Below are 23,843 nucleotides of genomic sequence, written 5' to 3' on the forward strand. Positions count from 1 at the left end.
AATTTAGCATACATGACGAAAAACAAATGGGTCTATTGGGCTCTGATTCTCGCCGCATCCGTTCTGATTATCACTTTACTCTTGCCTTCAAAGGAGAAAAACAAACTTGAGCAGCAAGCTACTCCACCTCCGCCAAAACAAGAGCAATTGCTCAAAAAGCAATTTAAATCTCAGGATATTCAGGTCACAGAGCGCCTATCTCGAATGGATGCAGAGCAGCACCTTCAGAATATGCTTACCGAACTCAAAGTGGCTGATGAAACTAAAGTCTCATCTTACATTGAAAAATTGCAAAAAAACCATCATCAAATTCACACTCTACTTTGGTTAAATCTCAAAGACGGAACGAGTAAATCTTTTTCCGTGCAAAAAGACAAAGAAAATTCTGATCTAGAGAAAAACAAGCAACTTATGTCCAGTATTAAGTCAGCGAAACAGGCACTGCGTAAGCATAAAACTTATGAATCTAACTCCATGTCGGTTGGAGATGGGAAATATTTTGTTGTTGGACAACCTTCTACTGACGGAGAACATGCGGTTGTAGCTATACTAAGCCAACGTATCCTTAACGATGTAGAAGAGCATCAACGTCGCAATCTGCGTTTGATTCCCTATCCTAAAGAAGGTAAATACAATGTCAAATCCGTACTTCCAGGTACATTAAAAGGCGTTAACGTAAAAACTGGACATGACAACCAAAATGCAAGTCACTACTATGAGAATGAAATTGTTATTCGATTCCATGACACTCTTTCTTCAGACAAAATGGAACAAATAAAAAAAGAAATAAAACTGGATCATGCCCATAAAATTGGTGAGACCTATGTATTTAAATCAAAAGATATGGATTATACAAAGCTCCAGTCTTACTTTAAGAAAAAATGGGACCCTATGTATGCCGAGCCTCACTATCTGTATTTAACCAATGAAACCTATGATGAAAATGTGGCAGCAAGTAACATTCCAAATGATTTACTTTTCTCTAGGTATCAATGGAACCTTCCCGCAACAGAAACGAATAAGGGTTGGTCTTTATCCAAAGGTAGCGATAATGTCACTATTGCAGTTATTGATACGGGTGTAGATCTTAATCACCCTGACCTTGAAGGGCAGTTTGTTGAAGGCTATAACGTTGTAAACCCAGATGAAAAGCCCTACGACGATGTAGGTCATGGTACACATGTTGCCGGTATTATTTCTGCAAAAGTCAACAACAATGAAGGCGTGGCAGGAATGACTTGGTACAATAAAGTGATGCCGGTAAAAGTCCTTGATTCTTCTGGTTCAGGTACAACCTATGCTGTAGCGGAAGGCATTATATGGGCAACGGATCACGGTGCCAAAGTAATTAATATGAGTCTTGGAAACTATGCTGATGCTGAATTTCTGCACGATGCCATCAAATATGCTTATGATCATGATGTCGTTCTTATTGCAGCGACGGGTAATGATAATACAGAGCGTCCAGGGTACCCTGCAGCTTACCCAGAAGTTTTTGCAGTGTCCGCAACGGATGCAGCAATGAAACGTGCTGAGTTTTCCAATTATGGAGATTATGTTGATGTCATGGCACCAGGGGCCAGCATCGCTAGCACCTACCCTAATAATCAGTATGCTGCCTTGTCCGGTACATCGATGGCAAGCCCTCATGTGGCAGCCCTTGCTGGACTCATTCGCTCGCTCAATCCTGATCTGAATAACGAAGAGGTCATGGATTTGATGCGTTCAAGCGTTATTGATCTTGGAGAACCAGGATATGACAAATACTTCGGATATGGACAAATCGATGTGTATAAAGCACTTGAAAAAGCGGGAGCTAAAATAGAAGAGGACAGCCCACTTCAATTTTGGCCGCAAAACTTACGCAATAAGATGGAAGATACCGTGAAGAAATATTTTAAGTAATTTTAGCTAACAAAAAAGAGCAGACGAGTCGGCATAAGCCCCGTTCTGCTCTTTTGCATACTTACTATCTGCGGTTGTTACGATCTGGTCCGCAGCCCATGTGGCCCATGTGGCCCATGTGGCCCATCTGTCCTTCTTCTTCTCTTTCTACGACAGCCCACTCGTGACAAGGTACCGGAATAACGTGATGTTTGTTTACGATTTCTACAGGGTGGATAATCGGTTGTACCGCCTTATGATAATGGTTTTTAACGACATGAACAGGATCACAAACGATTGGCTTAAGTGTCGGACAGCAGTGCTTTTTCATGTGATGACCTTGATGATACATAAATGAACAACTCCTCTTCTTGTGATAGTATAATCTATTCGGCAGAGTCGTTTCGGATTGGATGTTCGTCCCTGAGTCAATAAATTTATCGAAAAAAATAAAAAAACGGCAGTTCATCATCCCTCTAAAGAGATAACTCTGCCGTTGATCATTTAAATAATGTGTTGTTGCAGTTAGGAAAGCTTTCCGTAAGCCGGGTTCTGTGCTCTTCGTGGTAAAACGGGAACTACCCTCCCACTAAAAGCGACAATCATCTATCTAGGCCATTCATTGCTAAACAGCTCAAGCGACCAACCTAGACACACCTCGGGCTAAGGCTGTCATTACTGACCGTGTCTCTTTAGGTCTTGCTCCAGATGGGGTTTACCAGGAACGAAGTCACCAGCGTTCCTCGGGGTCTCTTACACCTCGGTTCCATCCTTGCCTGTGCTGGCATTAAGCCAGCCATCGGCGGTCCATTTCTGTGGCACTATCCTTCAACTCGCGCTGACTGGACGTTATCCAGCATCCTGCCCTGTGGAGCCCGGACTTTCCTCTCGTGGCAACTAGGCCACCAGCGATTGTCTGTTAAACTTTCCAAAACAACATTACATATTATACTTGGAATTACTCCTTCACACAAGTGTAATTGCTGGAATTAACAATCTTACACAAATTGGAAAGGATCTGTGTTTATTTCGGAAGCGTGAACCTTTGTTTCATAACGATTTTGCTCAAGCTTTGTACGAAGCCATTGGGTTGTGTTCGGCTTCATGATTTTCTCAATATTATGACCCGGATCAATAATAGCAATCCCTGCCATTAAGGCATCTTGAGCCGTGTGGTAATCAATATCTCCGGTTACGATCACATCCGCTCCTTTAAAAAGTGCAGGATTTACATACCGACTACCCGAACCTCCAAGCACAGCTGCTTTTTTCACCGTACGATTCAAATCGCCCACTACACGAACCATATTGACATCAAACTGTTCTTTGACGGTATCCACCAGCGTTTGAAGCGATACTGGTTCAGCCAGTTTCCCTACACGACCAAGACCAAGTGTCCTTCCTTTCATGTCCATATGGTACAGATCATAGGCAACTTCTTCATATGGATGAGCTTTCAGCATCGCTTGGACTACTTTACTCTTCACACCTTGAGGAACAATGGTTTCGATCCGCACCTCTTCTACACGCTCCATCTGACCTTGTGAGCCAATAAAAGGCTTCGTTCCTTCTCCAGGTACAAAGGTGCCCACACCCTCAATATTAAAGCTACAGTGGCTGTAATCGCCTATGGCTCCTGCCCCTGCTCCAAGAATGGCATGCAGCACTTTTTCGTGATGTGTTTTCGGTACAAATACTACAAGCTTATACAAGTTCTCTGTATGAAGATCCTCAAGGGGCGAACCATTCTGTATGCCTATTGCTTCAGCCATCCAGTCATTGATGCCCCCCTCTGCTACATCGAGGTTCGTATGACTGATATATACCGCAATGTCATGCTTGATTAATTTTTCGTAAAGTTTCCCCATTGGAGAATCAGTTTGAAGTGACTTTAGTGGTCTGAAAATAATTGCATGGTGAGCAATTATTAAATCAGCTTGAATTCGAATGGCTTCATCAATAACCTCTTCTGTCACATCCAGAGCAACAAGAACATGTTTAATTTCTTTCTGAAGTGTTCCAAGTTGCAGGCCGATTCGATCGTCAGTTACAGCCAGATGTTTAGGCGCCAGCTGTTCCATATACGAAATTACTGTTTGTCCTTTTGCATACATAACAGAACCTCCTCAATCCGCTTTAGAGTGTTTTCAATCTCACCTGCTTTTTCTTTTGCTGTAGGCAGATCTGAATTAGAAAGTGAATTTAGTACATGCTTAAGTTTATCCATTTCCCAGTGCCATTTTTTAATGAAAACAGGACCGCCTTGCTCCACTAAAAAAGGTCCCATTGCAATCAGCTCTTGCCGTGTCAATTCGAGTTCATTCTGGCCTGCACCGATAAGCTTCGGTTCGTAGATCTCATCATTAGATATATGCGAAAAATAGGCGGGGACAGCGGCAATGACTTCATAAATCTTACCGTCCTCTTCAATAATTCGTTCCGCTTCAACGACATAGTCATGTTCATACAACCACTTACGTAAAATATCTTCACCTACATTAGGCTGCAAAATAAGGCGAGTTACACCTTCAAGCTTGTCGATACCCCGATCTAGAATTGCTGCGATTAGAGCGCCCCCCATACCCGCTATCGTTACGGTATCCACTTCTCCAGGTTTAATGACATCCAGGCCATCTCCTCTGCGGACTTCGATCTTTGAAGTTAACCCTGCACTTGCCACCTGTTTTTTGGCTGCTTCATAAGGACCTTCATTAAGCTCTCCAGCAATCGCTTGTACCGCTTGTCCACTACGAACACAGGCTACGGGAAGAAGTGCATGATCTGACCCAATATCAGCGAGTACACGGCCCGGGTCCATCAGATCATGTATTTGTTGCAATCGTTTTGACAGTTTCACTCAAACAACACCATCCATTATTTACTTGTTTTACGTTCTATTATGACCTGCGTAGTAACGCATTCTAATTTGCAATCAGACAAAAAAAGCGCTAAAATAATGGTTATTAGCAAATTGAAGGCATTTGTTCCAAATAAAAGAAAACTTGTTCGTTTTCACCATACAATAAAAAAGACCTCCTGCCACATCACACAGCAGAAGGCCCACTATTTCATCTATTCAAGAAAATCTTTAAGGCGCTTGCTGCGGCTAGGATGGCGTAGCTTACGCAATGCTTTTGCTTCAATCTGACGGATCCGTTCACGAGTAACACCGAACACTTTACCTACTTCTTCTAGTGTTCTTGTGCGTCCATCATCAAGACCAAAACGCAAACGAAGTACATTTTCTTCACGCTCAGTTAGCGTATCCAGCACATCTTCCAGTTGTTCTTTAAGAAGTTCGTAAGCTGCTGCATCTGCAGGAGCAAGTGCTTCCTGATCCTCGATAAAATCTCCCAAATGAGAATCATCTTCTTCACCGATTGGTGTTTCGAGCGAAACTGGCTCTTGTGCAATCTTCGTAATTTCTCTTACTTTTTCTACACTCAGATCCATCTCTGCTGCAATCTCTTCCGGCGTTGGTTCACGCCCCAGTTCCTGAAGCAGTTGTCTAGATACACGAATTAATTTATTGATGGTTTCCACCATATGCACAGGAATACGAATGGTACGAGCTTGGTCTGCAATGGCACGAGTAATCGCTTGACGAATCCACCAAGTTGCATACGTACTAAATTTGAAACCTTTGTTATGGTCAAATTTCTCAACCGCTTTAATAAGCCCCATGTTTCCTTCTTGAATAAGATCCAAGAAAAGCATACCACGGCCCACATAACGTTTTGCGATACTTACAACGAGACGTAAGTTTGCTTCTGCCAAGCGGCGTTTTGCTTCCTCATCCCCGTTCATAATCCGTTTCGCAAGTTCAACCTCGTCATCCGCTGATAAGAGTGGAACACGACCAATTTCTTTCAAGTACATACGCACAGGATCGTTAATTTTGATACCTGGCGGCAAACTCAAATCATCATCAAAATGGAAATCATCACTATCGTTGTTTTCGGAGTCTTCACTTGGACGAAGTGGGTTCTCCTCATCCCTTTCATTCACTACATCGATTCCCAAGTCACCGAGCTGTTCATAAAACTCATCCATTTGCTCAGGATCTTGATCAAAAGGAGAAAGCTTCTCCATAATCTCTTTGTAATTTAGCGATGCCCTCTTTTTACCTTGTTCAATAAGTTGATCTTTTACCTGATCCAGCGTCAATTCTGTTTCTAGTTCAGTATGCTGATCATTCGCCATATTTCGACTCCCTCCTCCCTAGAAACATGCTATGCTAAAAATAATCATTGTCTCTCTAGGGTTATAATCTCACTTGCAATTTGTGCTGCACGCAAAAAGTCTCCGGATCGTTCGGCAGCAATCATTTCCTCTTTCTTTTGATCAATCTGCTTTAATACAGGGTACTTAAGCACCTCTCGTATACAATCATCGAGCGCACTCTGATCCCATTGTCCCGGAGCATCCATCATAATAATAGAGCTTACCGTTTTTTCCAACCGGTCGTCTTGAAGAGACAACATGAATAATCCTGTATCCGGTGGTTTTCCTTGTGCGTAATAAGCATATAGATAAGCAGCAATTGCTGCATGATCGTTAATGTTAAAAGCTTCACCAAGACGATCACCGACGTACCTTGCGGCTTCTTCGTCTTGAAGCATCCAGGATAGAAGCCTTCTTTCGGCCGCATGATAGGCAGGAAGAAGATTAGGTGTAGGAATCTGCCTATTTTGTTGCCTACCATTATTCCACCTTTTGTCGTTATTATCCCCATAATGCTCGTTTTTTTGCATTTGTTGTCTTTCGAGATTACATTCCTGTTTCAGGGTATCGAAATCAACATCTACTTCAGATGAAAGTTCCCGAAGATATACTTCCCTTTCTGTAGGCGAAGAGAGGGGAGCTATCAGTTTGATGGCTTCTCGCGAATACGCGATACGACCACCTTCTTCTAGCAGTATATGGTTTTTCTTCAGGTTTATAAGCTTAAATTTTATCGGAGACACTGCACCTTCAATAATTTGATGAGTGAAGCGGTCACCGCCATGCTTTCGAATGAATTCGTCCGGATCAAGTCCATCTGTCAGAAGAGCAATCTTGACTCCAAGACCTGCTGACTCCAAGATGGGCAAGTTTTTTAGTGCAGCAGCTTGTCCGGCTTTATCACCGTCATAACAAATAATTACCTCATCACTGAGTGATTTAAGCATTCGAGCCTGATTTTCAGTTAAAGCAGTTCCCATTCCTGCGACACCGTTAATAATATCATGCTCCCAAGCAGAGATTACATCGCCATATCCTTCAAACAAAATAGTCTGTCCTTTTTTCCTTATGGAAGATTTGGCATGATACATGTTGTAGAGAATACGACTTTTATTAAATAATCTCGTTTCGGGTGAATTCAGATATTTGGGCTGACCCTCACCCATGATCCTTCCAGCAAAAGCAATAACTTTTCCGCTGCTGCTTGTAATGGGAAAAATAATACGATCTCGAAAACGGTCGACATAACCTTGGCCTTCATTCCGGGCTGAAATAAGTCCGCCCTTCTCCATTTCTTGCAGTGAAAATGAGCGCTTCTCAAGAAATTGAACTAGCGTATTCCATCCTGCAGGAGCATAGCCAATTTGAAAGTGGTCTATCGCCTTATCGTTCATACCCCGGCCGCGCAAATATTCAATCGCTGCTTTTCCGTACTCGGTATTTTTGAGTAAATAATGGTATAATTTCGCAGTAAGTTCGTTTGCTTGCAGCAGACGCTCCGTTTCCGGGTTGTGGTGTGCAACATCACGTCCTTGCCAATCCCCAAGAGGGATATGACTTTCTTCTGCCATCGACTTTACGGCCTCGGGGAAGGTTAATCCTTCGATTTCCATCCTAAATTTGATGGCATTTCCACCCTTGCCGCATCCGTAGCAATAGAAAATCTGGCGTTCCGGTGTAACCGTAAACGAAGGGGTATTCTCTGAATGAAACGGGCAAAGACCTTTCATGTATTTGCCCTGCTTGGTCAGATGTACAAATTTGCTTACCGTGTCGACGATATCATGTTGCTGAAGCACTGATTCGATAACACTTTCCGGTATGTTACCCTGTCCGGCACTCATCATAACCACCTTCATCTCTTAACACGTAAATATAATTCGCTAAAGTCACACAAACTCCTGCAATTCTTTTAAAAGTTTTGTCAGTTTATGTTGAAATGCCCTTCGATCCTCATCTGTCATAGGCTTCGGACCTTTCCCATAATGACCTCTTTTTCTTGCCTTTGCATGAGTGTGTCTGGAATCCAGCAGAAAATCAATATCCTGATTATAAATTATTTTGCCTCGAAAAGTAATAACACTACAGCCTTTAGCAAGAGCCAATGCAGCGAGTCCATAATCCTGCGTTACAACAACATCATGTGCACGTATATGATTAGCAATGTAAAGATCGGCACTTTGATCGCTTCGATCCACTTGAATCACGGTTACGCCCTCTGCTGCCTCCAAACGATGATCGAATGAAGATACCATGAGTACATGCATGTCAAAATGTGGGGCAGTTTCTGCTATTTCGCGTTTAACTGGGCAAGCATCACCATCGACTACAATTCGTCTTTTCATATTCATCACCCGTCTATATCTCAAATTATGTCCGGGATATTATTATATACGCCTGAAAGCATCCTGATTCCTGCTCCAGACTCTATTATGGAAAATATAGGATATAATACAGGACAGCTGTTATCGCTGTCCGTTCATATATCCTACATATCGCTGTATTCAAATTAGACGAAACGCAAGCCAACAAGTTGTTTTACTATTTATTACCAAACCAACTTGGAGAAGTCAGCAAATGATTTTAAATCTTGGTCGATAGAAGCAAGTAAACCTAAGCGATTCGCACGAACAGCTTCATCTTCAGCCATAACCATTACAGAATCAAAAAATTCCGTAATTGGTTCTTTCCAAGAACTAGCCAGTTGCAGTGCTTTTTCTGCATCATGGCGAGCAACTGCTTCCTTGAAAGTAAGCGATGAAGACTTCCAAGCCTCATATAGTTTACGCTCTCCGTCTTCCACAAATACCTCTTCGTTGACAGAAGCATTGGAAGCTTTAGCTGCCAGATTACCTACTCGATTAAAGGAATCTACCGTTGTTTTGAAATCAGCTTCCGAAACGACAGCATTCATCAAAGCAGCTCCGCGGTATGCAACAGAAACGATATCATTGTATCCGGCACTAATTACCGCATCAACCACATCATAACGCATCGATTCAGAGAGTAATTTTTTAACACGCAAACCGAAGAACTCCTGTAAGTCTTTACGTATTTCATCAGCAGGACGTTTCATAACTCTCATATTTTCATGAACTTGTATACCAATCTCGAAGATATCATCTAGTGTAATAGGTAATTCATGTTCATAAGCGATCTGCACAATACCTGCCGCTTGACGACGCAAAGCATATGGATCTTGTGAACCTGTCGGAATAATACCAATGGAGAAACATCCCGCAATCGTATCGATTTTATCTGCAATACTTACAATGGAACCTACCATCGACGCAGGAACATTGTCGGACGCAGATCTCGGTTGATAGTGTTCAAAGATAGCTCTTGCTACATCGGCACGTTCCCCTGCTTTAAGTGCGTAATCTTCTCCCATGACCCCTTGGAGTTCAGGGAATTCATATACCATTTGCGTCACGAGATCGAATTTACAGATGTCAGCTGCACGGCTGACGGATTCTATTTGATCCGCAGGAATATTCAGTTTTGCTGCAAGTGCATCTGCGATTTTGCGGATACGGCGAACCTTGTCACCAACAGTACCGATTTCCTCTTGGAATACGATACTTTCAAGCTTGGAGACAGCATCCTTAATATGCATTTTTTGATCTTCTTCGTAAAAGAATTTGGCATCTGACAATCTGGCACGAAGAACTTTTTCATTCCCTTTAGCAATCACATCAAGAGATTCATTCCCACCATTACGAACCGTTACGAAGTAAGGTAGAAGTGTACCTTTGTCGTCAAATACAGGGAAATAACGTTGATGTTCACGCATAGAAGTAATAAGCACATCTTGCGGGATATCAAGGAATGAAGATTCAAACGTTCCAAACAAAACAGTCGGCGTCTCTACAAGGAACAGGACTTCTTCAAGCAAGTCTTCCTTAATGCTAATTGTCCAGTTTTTCTCTGTGGCAAGTTGCTCGATTTGTTTCACAATCAGTGCACGACGTTCTTCAATATCGGCAATAACATGCACGGAACGTAATGCTTCCACGTAAGCGGAAGGTTCTTTTATCTCTACATCTTGACCTAGGAAACGATGCCCTCTTGTGATATTACCGGAAGTAACACCAGCGACTTCAATTGAAATGATATCGGAGCCAAAAAGAGCAACCATCCAGCGAATCGGGCGAACAAATTTAAAATCATAAGAAGCCCAGCGCATAAATTTCGGGAAAGTCATGGCATGTAAGATTTGCAACAATCCTTCTGCAATTACTTCAGAAGTTTCCGTTCCTTTGCTGCTTTTAGTAGCATAAATGTATTCCACTCCACCAAGTTCCTTGAACGTAAATTGTTCAGGAGCAACACCTTGGCTTCTCGCAAAACCAAGAGCTGCCTTACTCCAATTTCCACTCTCGTCGATGGCAATTTTACGAGAAGGACCTTTAACTTCCTCTTCGATGTCTTCTTGCTTTTCGGCAACATCTTTAATAATGACAGCTAAACGACGTGGTGTTGCATAAGCTTCCACTGCCCCGTGAGACACTCGGATACTGCTCAGCCACTTCACCATTCGTTCCTGAAGCTGTTCAATCGCCCCGCGTACAAACCTTGCAGGTACTTCTTCAAGACCGATCTCAATCAACAAATCTTTAGACATGATCAGCACCTCCTTGCTTAATCAAAGGGAACCCAAGTTTCTCGCGCTCCGCAAGATACGTAGCAGCGACTTGACGTGCCAAGTTACGTACTCTCGTAATATATCCAGTTCGTTCGGTTACGCTGATCGCACCACGCGCATCCAAAAGATTAAAAGTGTGAGAGCACTTAAGAACATAATCATAGGCAGGGAATACAAGATCCTGATTCATCGCCTTTTTTGCTTCTTCTTCATACATGTTAAACAACGTAAATAACATACGAACATCAGACACTTCGAAAGTATATTTGGAATGTTCTACTTCTGGCTGATGGAATACGTCACCATACTTCACGTCGCCTACCCACTCCAGATCAAATACGTTATCTTTGTCTTGGATATAAGATGCCAAACGTTCCATACCATACGTAATTTCTACAGAAACAGGACTCGTTTCGATACCGCCAACTTGTTGGAAATAAGTAAATTGCGTAATCTCCATACCATCGAGCCATACTTCCCAACCAAGACCAGCACATCCAAGGGAAGGATTCTCCCAGTTATCCTCTACAAAACGGATATCATGTTGATTCGCATCGATGCCAAGTGCTTTGAGGCTATCCAAATATAGTTCCTGAATATTGTCAGGAGAAGGCTTAATAATAACCTGGAACTGGTGATGCTGATACAACCGGTTAGGGTTCTCTCCGTAACGTCCATCCGAAGGGCGTCTTGATGGCTCAACATAAGCTACTTTCCATGGTTCAGGACCAATCGAACGAAGGAAAGTCATCGGGTTCATCGTTCCTGCACCCTTCTCCGTATCGTAAGGCTGAACAATAATGCATTCTTGGCCTGCCCAGAACTCTTGCAGCGTCAAAATCATTTGCTGAAAATTCATGTACATCTCTCCTTTTCATCAGCTGTAGGACAGCAAAAAACCCCCGCCCTACGCCTGTTATACAGACGTAGGGACGAGAGTTATTCCCGCGGTTCCACCCTACTTGATTACATTCAGAAAACAGATAGTTTCTTTGTAATCCACTTTTCCGTATCATGTTATGCTCACGAGCGCCGTTTCCTGAACAACACCTGCCGGACTCTCACCTGCACCGACTCGCTTATAAGGTTTATCTGCTCAGTACTTTCTCGATCAACGCATGTCTCAAAGAGACTATTACTGTACATAATAACTCAGTAGGATAGTAGTTGTCAAGATTAAATCTCAGCAGGCTCATTCCATTTATGTGAGCCCATACTTTTCCATCTGATCAAGAAAATTCCGTGATTTTAGTTGTAATGCAAGCTGATGATCCATAAAGGCACGCATAATGAGTTTGATCTCCGCTTTGGTCTCTTCTCGTACAGAAACGTTGCCAAGACGCTGCAAATCAAGTGCCGCAAACATACGTAACAATTTTAGAGATCTCGGGGTTATACTCATCGCTGGCGGGTCAAAGTGCTTACATGCACGGCACAGCACTCCTCCAAGACCTGGACTAATAAAATACTCTTCATCCGGTCTTTCCCTACCGCAGGAAATACAAACTTGAAGTTCTGGAGCATACCCTGCGGATTGTAATATTTTCATTTCATAAAGATGTATAATAATGGCTGGATCTTTATCTTCCTGAAGCGCCGCGAGACATGCTTTTAACTGTTTGAACCAAAAGGCCCCTGTCTCATCATCCTGTAATACACGATCCAGTAATTCACAGGCATACGAAGCATAAGCTGCCTTAATAATATCCTCTCGCAGCAAATGGTGAGATTCTATAATCTCACCCTGATTTAACGTACCGAGTCCATGGTTGCGAAAAAAAACATATTCTCCGTACGTAAACGGCTGTGTCAGGGCAGCATGACGGCTTTTCGCCTTCTTGGCTCCTCGAACAAGAACTCCTACTTTACCTCCGTTTTCGGTGCAAAGCGTAATGATCTTGTTCCCCTCGCCGTAGTCCATGCTGCGGATGACGATCCCTTCCACCCTATATAGCATGTTTCGTCCCCCACTAGCCACTCCTGCCGTACTTGCTTAAGATTCGGTCTGAACAGCATCAAAAGGCTCTACCTCCCCTTCTACTTCTATTCCTACCTCACTCAGGTCAGATGCACAAACTTCTTTATACAACAGGTAAGCATCAACATCTCCAGTCTTTGCAAAATACGTCCACGAAAAATCTCGCATAAGTATTCATCCTCTCTTGTGGAAATGACGTGATAAGCATCTACGAGATAGGATGTACAAGGGAGTTCTTTCTATGCGTTTAGCTGAACTGGGATTGTACGGCAGAAAAGGCAATTCTCAAATATTCAAGAAGTCTACGCGTCTCGATGGAAACCTAAATCACGGAGAACCCGATCCTGATTCCGCCAATCTTTCTTCACTTTAACCCATAGTTCCAAAAATATTTTAGAGCCAAGAAGTCTTTCAATATCATGACGCGCTCTTTTCCCAACTTCTTTAAGTAACGCACCTTGTTTACCAATGATAATTCCTTTTTGAGAATCACGTTCTACATAAATGACAGCAGACACGTACACGGTGCCATTCTCTTGCGCTTTCATATCCTCAATGGTAACTGCGATCGAATGGGGAACTTCTTCTCTCGTCATGTGCAGAATCTTTTCTCGAACCAGTTCTGCTATTACAAACTGCTCGGGATGATCCGTGATTTGGTCATCCGGATAATATTGAGGGCCAACTGGTAAATATTTTTTCACTTGATCAAGCAAAGTGCTTACATTATTTCCGAGTTTTGCAGAAATCGGAACAATTTCCGCAAACTCATGAAGCTTTCGATACTGTTCAATTAGAGGCAGTAAAGCTTCAGGCTCAACCTGATCTATTTTGTTCAGCACGAGAAATACAGGTGTTTTCACATCTTTCAGCTGTTCAGCAATAAAACGATCACCGCCGCCCATCCCTTCCGAAGCATCCACCAAAAACAAAACAGCTTCTACTTCTCTCAGGGTGTTTAGCGCCGTCATATTCATGAAATCGCCCAGTTTAGATTGGCGTTTATGAATCCCTGGTGTGTCTAGGAACACAATTTGCGTATCGTCTGCAGTGTATACGCCGTGAATTTTATTTCTTGTCGTCTGAGGCTTGTCTGACATAATGGCAATTTTCTGCCCGATAACCTGATTCATTAAAGTGGATTTACCCACGTTTGGTCTGCCGATAATGGCTACAAAACCGGATTTAAATTCTTTTTTAGACATATTTCCTCCAAATTAGGGCTATACCCTATATATTGATTTAAGCTTTTGCAAGATCTTGCGGGCCAAATGCCCCTGGTAATAGCTCAGATACGGTTGTTTCCAGAATGTCACCTTTCAGGTTTCCTAAGAAAACAGGCATGTTCGGTTCACACAATTCAAACATTACCTGACGGCATACACCGCACGGTGCGATAGGACCATCCGTATCTCCTACGATGGCAATTGCTTTAAATTTTCTAGGTTTATGACCGCCTGCGATCGCACTAAACAAAGCCGTCCGCTCTGCGCAGTTACTAGGGCCGTAAGCCGCATTTTCAATATTACATCCATGATGAATATGGTCATCCTCACCTACAAGTGCAGCACCTACACCAAAATGGGAATAGGGAATGTATGCTTTCTTACGAGCTTCAATGGCTTCTTTTATCAAACTTTGCTTATCCATGTATCTTACCTCTTTCCAGTGACGAAATGTTAGTTTTATTTATGTCAGAAAGCCCAACTGATCATTGGCTCCCAAAATACAAATATAGCTATAATGACGGCAAAAACCGCCGCCAGCAGCACAGCCCCAGCAGCGGTATCTTTAGCGGATTTTGCGAGCGAATGAAACTCAGGGGAGGCGAGGTCCACTACAAATTCAATAGCAGTATTGAGCAGCTCTGTTATTATTACACAGGCAATGGCCAAACAAATAAACATCCAGTCCGTCCGTGAAATATGAAAAAACAAGCCAGCAGCTACAGCAATGGCTGCACAAACCGTATGAACACGCAGATTCCGCTGCGTATGAAAACCTTCAATCAAGCCTTCCATCGCATTACGAAACACATCACCCCATGAGCGTTTCTTCATTTAACGACTCAACCCTACTTCAGCGAGAACCGCTTCTTGTTTACCCATCATCTCAGCTTCACTAGCCTCGTCCTGATGGTCATAACCTAGCAAGTGCAAGAAACCATGCACAAACAAAAATCCGATTTCACGATGAATGGAATGACCATACTCCTCACTTTGCGCAATAGCGGTTTGCACTGAAATGATAATATCACCGAGGATTTCCGGGATCTCCATAGCTTCATTTTCACCAAGATCATAAATAATATCCAGTTCTTCATCAATGGATTCATTCATGGCAAAAGAAAGCACGTCGGTAGGACGGTCAATCCCGCGATATTCCTTATTCAGTTCGTGAATTTCTTGGTCTGTCACAAAAGTAAGCGCAACCTCACCATCTGTGATTTGTTCCATCTCAGCTGCTTTTATAAGCAAACTTTCCAGAATCCCAATCAATTCTTCCGTTATTTCGACATCATCCTGATTGTTATTCCATACAAGCTGCACACTCATCTCCGTATGCTCCTTATCTATATACTCTGATCTTAATTAAAAAATATTACAGCTAGCAAAGTTCATCAGCTCTTACTGCACTTTTGGCTTCTTAATCTCTTCTGGATACTCAATTCGAGAATGGAAAATACCCATTACCGCTTCCTTCAGCGTCTTGGACACAATATCCAGCTCACGCATTGTCAGATCGCAATCATTTAGCTGATGATCATCGAGCCGACTTTTCACAATTTTTTCAATCATCGTTTCTACCTGTTCGACTGTCGGTTTTCGTAAGGAACGAACAGCGGCTTCCACACTGTCTGCAATACCTACTATCGCCGCTTCCTTGGACTGAGCTTTAGGACCTGGATATCTGAAATCCTCTTCCGTAAAATCAGGCTCTACTCCCGCTTCTTCGGCCTGTTTCAGCGCCTTTTGATAAAAAAAGTGTAAGAAGGTTGTCCCATGATGCTGTTCTGCAATGTCACGAATTCGCTTCGGAAGTTTGTAATCTTTTTGCATCTCTACACCGTCTCTCGCATGTGCAATAATAATCGACTTACTGAGTTTCGGATCAAGAGAGTCATGTGGATTTTCCATATTATTCTGATTCTCGATAAAATAAATCGGACGTTTTGTTTTGCCGATATCATGATAATACGAGCCGACTCTGCATAAGAGTCCATCTGCACCGATTGCTTCAGCAGCTGCCTCGGACAAGTTCCCTACCATTACACTGTGATGATAAGTTCCAGGTGTCTCTGTAAGCAATTTCCGAAGTAGCGGATGATTCGGATTCGATAGTTCGACAAGTTTCAGAGCAGATAAAATACCAAAAGTAGACTCGAAGAAAGGCATGAGCCCAATGGCAAGAATCGCCATCAGAATCCCACCGGCAAAAGCAAACCCAACACCATAAAGAGCATTTGTCCGATCCCAATCCCCGTCTCCCAATATGGAAAGCATAAAGACAACAAGGGATCCGATCAAGGACACCATGATGCCACTCTTCAACAAAGTAGAACGCTGACTTGCCTTATCGGTAGCAAAAATAGCAACAAAACTTACAATGACTGTAAACAATCCGAAGTTAAAGTCAAAGTTTTCATTTTGCTGTGTATTCAAGATAATACTGCCCAAAATTCCAAAAATAATAGCAGAAATATAGGCCAAAGGAATATCAAGTAACAAGGTAATCAACATTACCCCAATTCCTACAGGGGCTAAATACCCCACGAATACTCGATCATCCGTCTGTAGAAAAGCGACCAAATGCATGCTCCCTATCGTAATAACGAAAACACATAACAGCATTAGCAATTGGGCATTGTTATATTTAAATTCCGGATTACTGAATTGTTTCATGTACAGGAGAATTCCTGAAGAAAGAAATAACGACAGTAACAATAATCCGAGTTGAGGCCAGTAATTCACTTCATCTCGCAGCAATTTGTTATCCGCGAGCAGTTTATATACTTCCTCTGTAATTACTTCACCTTTCGAAACAAGGGTCTCCCCTTCTTCAATATAGACTGGTGGTGTATTTTCTCTCGCCTTGGCTTTCGCTTCTTTCGTTGCTTCTTCATCATAGAATTTGTTCGACGTGATTACAAACCGGGTTAGTTCCTGCACAACCTCACGAGAAGTGCGATCATTAAGAGAACTAGTATTTACCATTTCTGCAACTTTTGCCCGTGGGATCGAAGCATCAGAAATTTGGTCTACCATAAGACGTGAGACAAGTTCTCGTGCAACAGGTTTCATCTGCCTTACCTGATCAGAAGACAACCTGGCAATTTTAATATACGTTTCTTCCGGTATGCGGTAAGACTGTTCTTCTGTTACTTTTCGAATCTCTTCCAGCAAAGGATCTGAATAGGTACCTGTACCTCGATTATTGTTAATAAAATTGGATACAGAGTCTCGAAGCCGCTGCGGAATTTCTTGTTTGTAAATTTCAATCTTGTCATCGCTCGAAATATCATCCTGATTTAATCTGTCTATGCGGTCTAATATGGATGTAATCAGGCTCTCATTACGTAAAGAAACATACTGATAGATGGGCTGAACGCTCTCTGCAGCTTGTTCCTGCGCCAGAGCACGTGCCTGATTATCCTGAATCTGCATGGGTGCCTTAATTTCTTTTTCACTTCGTGTTCCCTGCTGAATATCATATCGCTCAGGTAACAGACTCGGAGACAAACTAACATAGAACAGAATGAGCAGAAACAAAAACAGAAGATAGCGGGCTCCCCTGCTATTCTTCCATCCAGTTTTCCTATTCTGAAAAGACTTGTCTTTAGACAATTCCTTAGGGGTCACCAGGAACAATCCCTTTCTATTCTTGATTTTCTGCGGCTCGGTCATATGCGGTAATGATTTTCTGCACAAGGGAATGCCTTACCACGTCGGTTTCAGCAAAATAAACAAATCCTATCTCTTCCACTCCTGAAAGAATCGTTCTTGCTTCCACAAGACCTGATTTCTTTCCTCTTGGTAGATCGATCTGAGTAACATCTCCCGTGATTACCATCTTGGAGCCAAAACCCAAACGGGTCAGAAACATCTTCATTTGCTCCGGTGTTGTATTCTGTGCTTCATCCAAAATAATAAAAGAATCATCAAGTGTACGACCACGCATATAAGCAAGCGGTGCAATCTCAATAAGACCACGTTCGAGTGCCTTGGCAGTCTGATCCTGTCCCATTACATCATAAAGCGCATCATAGAGAGGGCGTAGATACGGATCAACTTTCTCCTGAAGATCTCCCGGCAAAAACCCGAGATTCTCTCCGGCTTCAACAGCAGGGCGAGTTAATACAATCCTTTTAACAGATCCTTCTTTTAATGCTGCTACGGCCAGAACAACGGCAAGGTAAGTTTTACCCGTACCTGCAGGGCCAATTCCGAATACAATATCCCGTTTCTTAATAGTCGTAACATAGTGTTTCTGACCAATGGTTTTTACTCGGATCGGTTTACCGCGATAGGTCGTCGTAATTTCACCTTTAAATAAATCAAGCAACTGATCGGCTCTGAAATCTTTGGCAAGTTCTGTTGCGTACTGGATATCTCTTTCGGAAAGAATGTATCCATTTCGAATTAATTGCAATAATACTTCAAATAGCTGTTCCATCATCTCTACTTCTTTTCCATTACCACGAATGGTAATTTCGGCTTCACGGGAATCAATCGTCACCGGAATTTCGGACTCCATTAATTTCAGAAATGCATCCTGAGGCCCAAAGAGGGATTGTCCTTCACCAGCGTTCTGAAGAGAGATGCGTATGCTGCGATTATGTTCTGTCAAATAGCCTCATTCTCCTTGATCATCAACTTGGTTATAAACGAGCGGTAATTCTACCGCGATACTTTCTTCCACTTCGAAAAGCACTTTCATATAAACTTTACCATTCTCTTTCTTCTCATGCAAAATTTTTTCGCTGATAACCTTTGTTCCTTTCCCGTTTTTCGCTAAAATATCATTTCTTGCCGCTTCCAGACCTTGCTGTTTGACAATCTCATCCCCTGGAGTTCGCTCTTTATACACCGTTTCACGGTCGATTTCAGTCATCCAGCCCACAGGGAGTTTGAACGAACGCCACGTCAGCGGGTCTACTTCCGTTATCGTCTCAAATTTGGTGTAAGGGGAATCTCCGTAGCCCCAGAACTGGATTGCACGATTACCAAGTACGAGGAAACGGCGCTCCTTTAATTCACCGGTATAGGTTACCTGTTTTTGTACAAGCGGCACTTCAATATTATATTCATGCCAGACAAGCCCTTTGACTTCGCCTTTCGCAACTACATTCTGTGTGTTCTCTTCATCACCGAGTATTCCCGATATAAGAATATCTCCCTTTTTGACACGTTTATCTTTCTGTACTACAGGTCGTCCCTGCTCCGCATAGATTTCAGTAATAACCGCATCCGTCTTGCTTATAAGATGCCTTGGACTCATAAGCGGCTTCTTCTCAGGCTCATCCGCTTCTACGACCTGAATCGTTACTTTGGTCCCCTCACGCATAACGCCGATCCAGGAAGCTGCTGGAAGCTGCTGAACCATATCTTTAGCCAGCTTGTCCTGCTCAGGAAGCCGAAAAGATAGTTGGAAAGGATACAACCCTTCTTTACGCGCAACAGCTAGTATTTCTTCTTCCGTCATTTTAACGTTCCCCTTGACTTCCACGTCCCATACCAAAGAAGACATTGTGAATAGCAATATAAAGAACAACAGCGCACCCGTAATAAATAGTTTTCTTTTCATCACCCTAGCTGTAAAAAAAGGGAATCCGATGCGTTGTTTCACACGTACCCGGCAGCCTGTCCGCTTCAGAAGCGGGCGAAGCTTAAAGAAATCGTTCACCAGAATATTCATACTGGCACTACGATTGCTCATTGCTTTTATCTCCCATACATTTAATCCGTGCACAGCCATCTCGTTAATCATGGCCTCGATGTCACCCCCGAGAAGTACAATATGAACCGTTCCTCTAATATTGGCCAGACTCGGTGTTTTCACTTGACATCCTCCGTTCCCAAATACTGAATACTTTTAATAAGACCTTCTACTGCCACTTCCTCTGGCATAATATTCCGAATGACAAGTTTCTCTCCGCTTACCTCCAAACGACCAACAGACAGGTCCAGTACAAGCTTTTCTCCGGAAAAGTGTACGACACCGCGGTGGTTCTCTATGTATAATTGCTTACTTCCGATTAGGGTTAGCCTTGGCATGTCAAAAAGAACATCCTGCGGCAAATCGAGTACTTCACTGGTCCATTTGCGCAAATTGCGGCTGATCCGGGTCATTGGGCTGGTCTTCCCCCTTCCTGTACTCTAAACCATATGCAGGAAAAAGGTGTTTTATGAGGCATTTCCAATACAAAAAGCCGTCTTTCCCCATATCGAGAAAAGACGGCTTTTGAGTAAAACCAATTCTAATATTTATTTCGTGAATGAAAAGGGCGTTTAGCTCGTGGTGGACCTAGAACTTCTGCCCAAATGATCCCTTTGCGTACATCTGAAGGATCCATAAATAACGCTTCATGATCTTCGTTTTTCTGGGAAGATGTTTGCAATCGTGAAGCGGCAGCAAGCCGTGCTGCTCTCGCCGCTTTTTCCGACTCTGCATGAATTCGCTCGAGTCGAACCCTTTCTGTCTCGAGCTCTCTCCGCCTTTGTTCCATTACTTCATACTCAGGTATATCCTCATTTGAAGATAAGCTAGGTGTTGCTGTACTCGGAAGATGATTAGGGTAAGGTTGCTGCTCGCCATACCTCCGGTCAGCCCCTCTCTCCTCACGCTGGGTCTCCCTTGATTCCGTAGCTGGAGTATCGTAAGGGTTATGGTATTCAACTTCACGCGATTGTTCCTGATCTGCTGGATACTGACTAGGATGTGTAGATTCACGTGAAGGTTGTCTTTGCGGCTCGTTTTCTCCTCTGGATTTCCTGCTTTTACCTAAGAATGAAAAGAGCGCAAAAGCAATGACAAATACAAAGTAAATGTTACTCAATAACCAGTCCAGAAGGTTCATTTATTTCACCACCTTATCTGTTTTGGTTATGATCATCCTGGTTTCTTTTGTTTTCTTCTGGTTTTGCAATCGAACCGCGCATTTCTGTATCTGCTTCGATATTACGATAGTTCATATAATCCATTACACCGAGTTGTCCGTTGCGGAATGCTTCAGCCATAGCGAGTGGTACATCAGATTCTGCTTCAACCACGCGTGCTCTCATCTCGATTACGCGAGCTTTCATCTCTTGCTCTTGAGCTACAGCCATAGCACGACGTTCTTCCGCCTTAGCCTGTGCAATTCGTTTGTCAGCTTCTGCTTGTTCCGTTTGCAAATCGGCACCGATATTTTTACCAACGCTCACGTCAGCAATATCAATGGAGAGAATTTCAAATGCTGTACCTGCATCAAGACCTTTTTCAAGAACCGTACGGGAGATCAAATCTGGGTGTTCCAGGACATCTTTATGGGAAGCGGAAGCACCATTGGTACTTACAATCCCCTCGCCTACACGGGCAATGATCGTTTCTTCACCAGCACCACCGACGAGTCTGTCGATATTAGCACGCACCGTAACACGGGCTTTAACTTTCACTTCAATACCATCTTTCGCTACAGCAGATACGACAGGAGTCTCAATGACACGTGGATTAACGCTCATTTGAACGGCTTGTAGTACATCACGACCTGCAAGATCAATCGCTGCTGCACGTTCGAATTCCAAAGGAATGTTCGCACGCTGTGCTGCGATAAGCGAGTTAACAACACGGTCTACATTACCACCTGCGAGATAGTGACTTTCTAGTTGGTTAATATTAAGTCCTAGACCTGCTTTAGTAGCTTTGATGAGTGGATTTACAATCCGGCTTGGAGTAACCCTTCTAAGTCTCATCGCTACAAGTGTAATAATACTGATTCTCACACCGGATGCGAGTGCGGAAATCCACAGCATTACAGGGAAAAAGCTAAAGAAAACACTTAATACAATAATCGCTACTACCGCGATTAACAGAATAGGTACCCAGCTTGGTTCAAACATGTAGTTAATTCCTCCAACAAATAAGTTTTTTTATAATAATGTAATTAATAACCCGGATCATAAGAAGCAGCGAAGTCCATTAGATTCTATCGCTCTGCTTCTTCACCACAATGCGCGTACCTTCTACCTTGTATACGTAAATGGGTTCGTTCGCGAGAATATAATTCCCTTCTGTGACCACATCTACTCGCTCTGACCCGATTACTGCCGTACCTGAAGGACGAAGTGGAGTAGCACTAACTCCTTCCATTCCAATCAGATCTTCTCTTGTTCTGATAGACGAATATCCTCTGTCTGCGGTCATGTTATCATTTAGAATAAACCGGTTCCATATTCCTTTCTCCTTAAACACGATGGAGACAATAACAACGACTGCAATAGCAGCGGCTGCTGCAATCCCTAAAGACAAAAAAGCTGTGCCTGTATCGTACGCCGCTCGAACCACCCCCGTAACAAGACTTGCCGAACCAAGGATACCCAAAATACCAAAGCTCGGTACAAATAACTCAGCCACAAGCAGCGCAATTCCGATAATGAACAGGAACCAAGTCTCTGAACCTCCGATCCCAGCTACATAGCTGCCGCCAAAATAAAGAACAAAACTAAGGAACCCAACTACACCTGGAACTCCAAATCCTGGAACAAACAATTCAATTAATACGCCGGCAATACCGATAAATAAAAGAATTGTTGACACGACGGGATGTGTAAGAAAGCTCGAGACCTTCTCAAAAGTCGTCTGCTCCATTGTATAGATATTGTCCTGTGAATAGTCCAGCCATGCAGCTACTTCTGCAGGAGAAGAGGCAATTTTGTCAGCGTAACCAACTTCAAGCGCTTCTTTGGCAGTCAGTGAAATAATCTGCCCCTTCTCTTTGGTTTTATTGATCTCCGGCATTTCAACAACCATATTTAGATCCGTCATACCGCCCGCTATTTCTTTTTTACGGTCATTCTTCTCTGCTGCTGCCTGCATGTTTGATTTCCATGTAGCAACCAGCTTAGGATCATCAATGTAATTATTGCTAGCATCCACTAAAGCTGCCGCACCAATCGTACTCGCAGGGGACATCGCAATGTAATCGGATACCAAAGCAATGTAACTTCCTGCCGAAGCAGCATCTCCGTGAATATAAGCAACAGTTGGGATCTTGCTTGCTTGAATCATATCTCCTATTTCTTTCGTCGTTTGAACCAGCCCGCCTGGCGTGTTAATTTGCAGAACGATAAGTCCTGCTTCCATTTGTTCGGCTTCCTTGAACCCACGTTCCATGAACTTTTGGAGCCCTCGTTCAATAGGCTGATCCACTGGAATTACATATACTGCTCCATCTTTAGCAGCCTGAACCGCCTGGGGTTGAACAAAGGTAGAGACCAGTGTAACGAAGAAAGCGATTATAATAAGGACCGGATATTTCCATTTTTTGAATTTATCCATCAGTTCTTATACCTCCTTTCTATATAATCCTATAATATCCACCACATGATATATATTACGTATGAGCACAATTTACGTTTCAAAAAGAAAAACACTCCCTGAAATCAGGGAGTGTTTACGGTTATGTTATTGCAGAAATTGTTGAACTGCTTGATTCACCAGCTTGCCATCCGCTTTGCCTTTTACTTTCGGCATCAGGGCTGACATGACTTTTCCCATCTCGGCTTTCGAAGAAGCACCGGTTTCCTGGATGGTCTGCTGTACAATGACTTTAATTTCTTCTTCGCTTAGCTGTGCGGGAAGGTACTGACTGATTATATCAATTTCCGCTTTGGCATTCTCCGCAAGTTCTGTGCGACCCGCTTTATCAAATTCTTGGAGGGCATCTTTGCGCTGTTTGATTTCACGACTGAGGATATCAAGCACTTCGTTGTCATCCAAAGGTCTTTTCAAATCTATTTCAAGATTCTTAATCGTCGAACGAACCAAACGAATGGTGGAGAGTTTGAACTTGTCCTTACTCTTCATCGCTTGCTTCATATCTTCGTTCAATCGTTCGCTAAGATTCATGTTGTT

At 42.9% G+C, this 23,843-nt stretch carries 23 protein-coding genes and 1 other RNA gene; 1 reads left to right on the forward strand and 23 read right to left on the reverse strand.

The window, feature by feature from the left end; translation table 11 throughout:
* Positions 1-12 precede the first annotated feature (12 nt).
* Positions 13-1,905: a S8 family peptidase gene (locus KFT32_RS02305; protein ID WP_211745472.1), complete on the forward strand. Its 1,893-nt coding sequence runs from the start codon at positions 13-15 to the stop codon at positions 1,903-1,905.
* Between the two features lie 64 nt (positions 1,906-1,969).
* On the opposite strand, the gene KFT32_RS02310 is transcribed toward KFT32_RS02305, so the two are convergent.
* The 23 genes from KFT32_RS02310 to KFT32_RS02420 all read right to left on the reverse strand — a co-directional run bounded on the left by KFT32_RS02310 (position 1,970) and on the right by KFT32_RS02420 (position 23,837).
* Positions 1,970-2,236 (reverse strand): hypothetical protein, encoded by a 267-nt coding sequence (locus tag KFT32_RS02310; RefSeq protein ID WP_211745473.1) that lies wholly within the window; start codon positions 2,234-2,236, stop codon positions 1,970-1,972.
* Positions 2,237-2,410: 174 nt separating this feature from the next.
* An RNA gene (gene rnpB, locus KFT32_RS02315) (RNase P RNA component class A) lies at positions 2,411-2,812 on the reverse strand.
* Positions 2,813-2,882: 70 nt separating this feature from the next.
* Positions 2,883-3,998: a Nif3-like dinuclear metal center hexameric protein gene (locus KFT32_RS02320; RefSeq protein ID WP_211745474.1), complete on the reverse strand. Its 1,116-nt coding sequence runs from the start codon at positions 3,996-3,998 to the stop codon at positions 2,883-2,885.
* On the reverse strand, positions 3,974-4,741 hold the full coding sequence (locus tag KFT32_RS02325; RefSeq protein WP_211745475.1) for a tRNA (adenine(22)-N(1))-methyltransferase: 768 nt from the start codon (positions 4,739-4,741) through the stop codon (positions 3,974-3,976). The genes KFT32_RS02320 and KFT32_RS02325 overlap by 25 nt, the downstream gene beginning before the upstream one ends.
* Positions 4,742-4,956: 215 nt before the next feature.
* Positions 4,957-6,087 (reverse strand): RNA polymerase sigma factor RpoD, encoded by a 1,131-nt coding sequence (rpoD, locus tag KFT32_RS02330; protein WP_211745476.1) that lies wholly within the window; start codon positions 6,085-6,087, stop codon positions 4,957-4,959.
* Between the two features lie 44 nt (positions 6,088-6,131).
* Positions 6,132-7,952 (reverse strand): DNA primase, encoded by a 1,821-nt coding sequence (gene dnaG / locus KFT32_RS02335; RefSeq protein WP_211745592.1) that lies wholly within the window; start codon positions 7,950-7,952, stop codon positions 6,132-6,134.
* A gap of 45 nt (positions 7,953-7,997) precedes the next feature.
* Entirely contained in the window at positions 7,998-8,459 is a 462-nt protein-coding gene (locus KFT32_RS02340) for a YaiI/YqxD family protein (protein WP_211745593.1), read from the reverse strand.
* Positions 8,460-8,656: 197 nt separating this feature from the next.
* Positions 8,657-10,732, reverse strand: coding sequence for a glycine--tRNA ligase subunit beta (glyS, locus tag KFT32_RS02345; protein WP_211745477.1), 2,076 nt, complete (start codon positions 10,730-10,732; stop codon positions 8,657-8,659).
* A complete protein-coding gene (glyQ, locus tag KFT32_RS02350; RefSeq protein ID WP_211745478.1) occupies positions 10,725-11,612 on the reverse strand; it encodes a glycine--tRNA ligase subunit alpha in 888 nt (295 codons plus the stop codon). Before glyQ ends, glyS begins: the two co-directional genes overlap by 8 nt.
* A 342-nt stretch (positions 11,613-11,954) precedes the next feature.
* Entirely contained in the window at positions 11,955-12,710 is a 756-nt protein-coding gene (gene recO, locus KFT32_RS02355; protein WP_211745479.1) for a DNA repair protein RecO, read from the reverse strand.
* A 36-nt stretch (positions 12,711-12,746) separates the two neighbouring features.
* Positions 12,747-12,899, reverse strand: coding sequence for a YqzL family protein (locus KFT32_RS02360; protein WP_211745480.1), 153 nt, complete (start codon positions 12,897-12,899; stop codon positions 12,747-12,749).
* Between the two features lie 134 nt (positions 12,900-13,033).
* Entirely contained in the window at positions 13,034-13,936 is a 903-nt protein-coding gene (era, locus tag KFT32_RS02365) for a GTPase Era (protein WP_211745481.1), read from the reverse strand.
* A gap of 37 nt (positions 13,937-13,973) precedes the next feature.
* A complete protein-coding gene (locus tag KFT32_RS02370) occupies positions 13,974-14,420 on the reverse strand; it encodes a cytidine deaminase (protein WP_349304845.1) in 447 nt (148 codons plus the stop codon).
* Between the two features lie 5 nt (positions 14,421-14,425).
* Positions 14,426-14,791 (reverse strand): diacylglycerol kinase family protein, encoded by a 366-nt coding sequence (locus KFT32_RS02375; protein WP_211745483.1) that lies wholly within the window; start codon positions 14,789-14,791, stop codon positions 14,426-14,428.
* A complete protein-coding gene (gene ybeY / locus KFT32_RS02380) occupies positions 14,792-15,286 on the reverse strand; it encodes an rRNA maturation RNase YbeY (protein ID WP_211745484.1) in 495 nt (164 codons plus the stop codon).
* 72 nt (positions 15,287-15,358) lie between these two features.
* Entirely contained in the window at positions 15,359-17,590 is a 2,232-nt protein-coding gene (locus KFT32_RS02385; RefSeq protein ID WP_211745485.1) for an HD family phosphohydrolase, read from the reverse strand.
* 16 nt (positions 17,591-17,606) lie between these two features.
* A complete protein-coding gene (locus tag KFT32_RS02390) occupies positions 17,607-18,578 on the reverse strand; it encodes a PhoH family protein (RefSeq protein ID WP_211745486.1) in 972 nt (323 codons plus the stop codon).
* Positions 18,579-18,584: 6 nt separating this feature from the next.
* Positions 18,585-19,790, reverse strand: coding sequence for a sporulation protein YqfD (gene yqfD / locus KFT32_RS02395; RefSeq protein WP_211745487.1), 1,206 nt, complete (start codon positions 19,788-19,790; stop codon positions 18,585-18,587).
* A complete protein-coding gene (yqfC, locus tag KFT32_RS02400) occupies positions 19,787-20,080 on the reverse strand; it encodes a sporulation protein YqfC (protein WP_211745488.1) in 294 nt (97 codons plus the stop codon). The genes yqfD and yqfC overlap by 4 nt, the downstream gene beginning before the upstream one ends.
* A 128-nt stretch (positions 20,081-20,208) precedes the next feature.
* A complete protein-coding gene (locus tag KFT32_RS02405; RefSeq protein WP_211745489.1) occupies positions 20,209-20,808 on the reverse strand; it encodes a hypothetical protein in 600 nt (199 codons plus the stop codon).
* 13 nt (positions 20,809-20,821) lie between these two features.
* Complete coding sequence (gene floA / locus KFT32_RS02410; RefSeq protein WP_211745490.1) at positions 20,822-21,829, reverse strand: flotillin-like protein FloA; 1,008 nt, start codon at positions 21,827-21,829, stop codon at positions 20,822-20,824.
* 79 nt (positions 21,830-21,908) lie between these two features.
* Positions 21,909-23,267 carry an NfeD family protein gene (locus KFT32_RS02415; protein ID WP_211745491.1) on the reverse strand — a complete coding sequence of 453 codons (1,359 nt, stop codon included), beginning with the start codon at positions 23,265-23,267 and terminating at the stop codon, positions 21,909-21,911.
* Positions 23,268-23,393: 126 nt separating this feature from the next.
* Entirely contained in the window at positions 23,394-23,837 is a 444-nt protein-coding gene (locus tag KFT32_RS02420; RefSeq protein ID WP_211745492.1) for a GatB/YqeY domain-containing protein, read from the reverse strand.
* Positions 23,838-23,843: the final 6 nt, after the last annotated feature.

This window comes from Paenibacillus sp. Marseille-Q4541, from assembly GCF_018310695.1.
In the GTDB taxonomy this organism is placed as follows: domain Bacteria; phylum Bacillota; class Bacilli; order Paenibacillales; family Paenibacillaceae; genus Paenibacillus.

Coding starts and splice junctions, on each gene's coding strand:
- dnaG (WP_211745592.1), bottom strand. CDS start 7,952: ATGAGTGCCGGACAGGGTAACATACCGGAAAGTGTTATCGAATCAGTG.
- KFT32_RS02305 (WP_211745472.1), top strand. CDS start 13: ATGACGAAAAACAAATGGGTCTATTGGGCTCTGATTCTCGCCGCATCC.
- KFT32_RS02415 (WP_211745491.1), bottom strand. CDS start 23,267: ATGGATAAATTCAAAAAATGGAAATATCCGGTCCTTATTATAATCGCT.
- floA (WP_211745490.1), bottom strand. CDS start 21,829: ATGTTTGAACCAAGCTGGGTACCTATTCTGTTAATCGCGGTAGTAGCG.
- KFT32_RS02340 (WP_211745593.1), bottom strand. CDS start 8,459: ATGAATATGAAAAGACGAATTGTAGTCGATGGTGATGCTTGCCCAGTT.
- rpoD (WP_211745476.1), bottom strand. CDS start 6,087: ATGGCGAATGATCAGCATACTGAACTAGAAACAGAATTGACGCTGGAT.
- glyS (WP_211745477.1), bottom strand. CDS start 10,732: ATGTCTAAAGATTTGTTGATTGAGATCGGTCTTGAAGAAGTACCTGCA.
- KFT32_RS02360 (WP_211745480.1), bottom strand. CDS start 12,899: ATGCGAGATTTTTCGTGGACGTATTTTGCAAAGACTGGAGATGTTGAT.
- KFT32_RS02420 (WP_211745492.1), bottom strand. CDS start 23,837: ATGAATCTTAGCGAACGATTGAACGAAGATATGAAGCAAGCGATGAAG.
- glyQ (WP_211745478.1), bottom strand. CDS start 11,612: ATGAATTTTCAGCAAATGATTTTGACGCTGCAAGAGTTCTGGGCAGGC.
- recO (WP_211745479.1), bottom strand. CDS start 12,710: ATGCTATATAGGGTGGAAGGGATCGTCATCCGCAGCATGGACTACGGC.
- yqfC (WP_211745488.1), bottom strand. CDS start 20,080: ATGACCCGGATCAGCCGCAATTTGCGCAAATGGACCAGTGAAGTACTC.
- KFT32_RS02405 (WP_211745489.1), bottom strand. CDS start 20,808: ATGAACCTTCTGGACTGGTTATTGAGTAACATTTACTTTGTATTTGTC.
- KFT32_RS02320 (WP_211745474.1), bottom strand. CDS start 3,998: ATGTATGCAAAAGGACAAACAGTAATTTCGTATATGGAACAGCTGGCG.
- KFT32_RS02310 (WP_211745473.1), bottom strand. CDS start 2,236: ATGTATCATCAAGGTCATCACATGAAAAAGCACTGCTGTCCGACACTT.
- KFT32_RS02375 (WP_211745483.1), bottom strand. CDS start 14,791: ATGAAGAAACGCTCATGGGGTGATGTGTTTCGTAATGCGATGGAAGGC.
- era (WP_211745481.1), bottom strand. CDS start 13,936: ATGTCTAAAAAAGAATTTAAATCCGGTTTTGTAGCCATTATCGGCAGA.
- ybeY (WP_211745484.1), bottom strand. CDS start 15,286: ATGAGTGTGCAGCTTGTATGGAATAACAATCAGGATGATGTCGAAATA.